We start from the raw sequence: 1,518 nt of genomic DNA, 5'->3' as shown, positions 1-1,518 counted from the left end.
CTTTCTGCTGGCGCAACTGGACGTGGACTTTGAGCGCACCTATGGGCGCCTCACGCGCGCCTGGCAGGGCTTCGTCGGCGGCTGGTTTGCCGAGACCGAACGGCCCTGGGCGGTGGACAAGAACCGCGGCTGGCTGGCACAGATCGAGACGGTGCAGTCGGTCGACCCGGATTTCCGCATGTTGGTGTGTGTGCGCGAACTGGGCCAAGTCCTGGGCTCGATCGAGGGGCAACACGCGCGCACCCGCCTGCTCGACTTCCCGGATCACCTCGCACACCTCTCGCGCTATGCCCGTGCCGACAAGCTCTTAGGCGCCGACGGGCTGATCGGTGGGCCACTCAAGTCCATCGAGGCCCTGCAAGACGTACCGGAGGAGTGGCAGCGGCACATCTATTACGTGGTCTTCGAGCACCTGATGACCGAGCCGCTGGCCGCCATGCAGGACATCCACCGCTGGCTGGGCCTCAAGCCGACCCCCTTCAATCCGCAGTCGCTGCCGGTGAAGCCCCACGAGAGCGACAGCCATTACCGCTTCAAATACCCACACCGCACCTTCGACCGCATCCAACCGCCCGCCCCGCATCCGGTGCCACCGCGCATTGCCCGCGACCTGCAACAGCACTTTCGCGATTATTACCAAACCTTTTACCCCGGTTTGCTGACCGACCGCCAGGAGTCCCTGCGATGAGCGCCCACCCGTTCCCCGTCCCCGGCAAACTGGCCCTGGCGGTCGCACTGGCGCTGGCCGGCTCAGCGGCCCAGGCAGCCGTCACCTGTTCAGTCACCGTCGCAACCGACGATGGCACCGGCGGCACGCCGGGGACGCTCAGTTGGGCGATCCTGACTGCCAATAACGGCGCGACCCCGACCACCGCCTATCCATCCGGCCATCCCGGCGGGGGCTGTACCGGCAACCTCATTATCTTGACGACCGATGTGACCCTCACCGGGGTGATGACGCGCCTGATCGACAGCGACGTCACCCTGCAAAGCGACGCCACCACCCGCACCATCAGCGGCGGCAATACCTACCGCCCGCTGTTCGTCAAGTCCGGCCTCGTGACGATCAGGAATCTGAACCTGAACAATGGCAAGGCCAAAGGCGGCGATGGGCTCAACGGCGGCGGCGGGGCCGGCCTGGGCGGAGCCCTGTTCGTCTACAACGGCACCGTAACGGTCGATACCGTCGGTTTCTCCGGCAATGCGGCCCAAGGCGGACAGAATAGCGCCAGCGCGCCAGGCCTGAACGGGGGCGGGGGCGGGATGTTCGGCAACAGCACCGAGACCGGCGGCGGCCTGTTCGGCAACGGCCTCGCCAGCTATGGACCCCAAGGTGACGGCGGTTACGGCGGTACCGGAAGTTACGGCGGCAGCGGCGGCACCCCGGCGAGCCCGAATGGTGGCTTCGGCGGCGGCGGCGGTGGGTACGCCGGTAGCGGCGGCTTCGGCGGCGGCGGCCGCAGCCGCGGCGGCGTCGGTGGCTTCGGCGGCGGCGGCGGCTATTCAGTTAACAGCATG

Annotated in this window: 1 protein-coding gene and 1 pseudogene; both read left to right on the top strand. The window is 67.6% G+C overall.

Translation table 11 applies throughout. From position 1 onward, the window contains the following. A partial coding sequence (locus QZY44_RS08145) for a hypothetical protein (protein ID WP_295444802.1) occupies positions 1-688 on the top strand: 688 nt, incomplete at its 5' end. Then, positions 685-1,518: pseudogene (locus tag QZY44_RS08140) on the top strand (hypothetical protein); the annotation flags it as partial. The gene QZY44_RS08145 and the pseudogene QZY44_RS08140, both read left to right, overlap by 4 nt.

This window comes from uncultured Thiodictyon sp. (assembly GCA_903837595.1).
Taxonomy (GTDB): domain Bacteria; phylum Pseudomonadota; class Gammaproteobacteria; order Chromatiales; family Chromatiaceae; genus Thiodictyon.
Note: the sequence above shows the minus strand (reverse complement) of the source record. Positions and strands in the feature narration are given on the sequence as shown.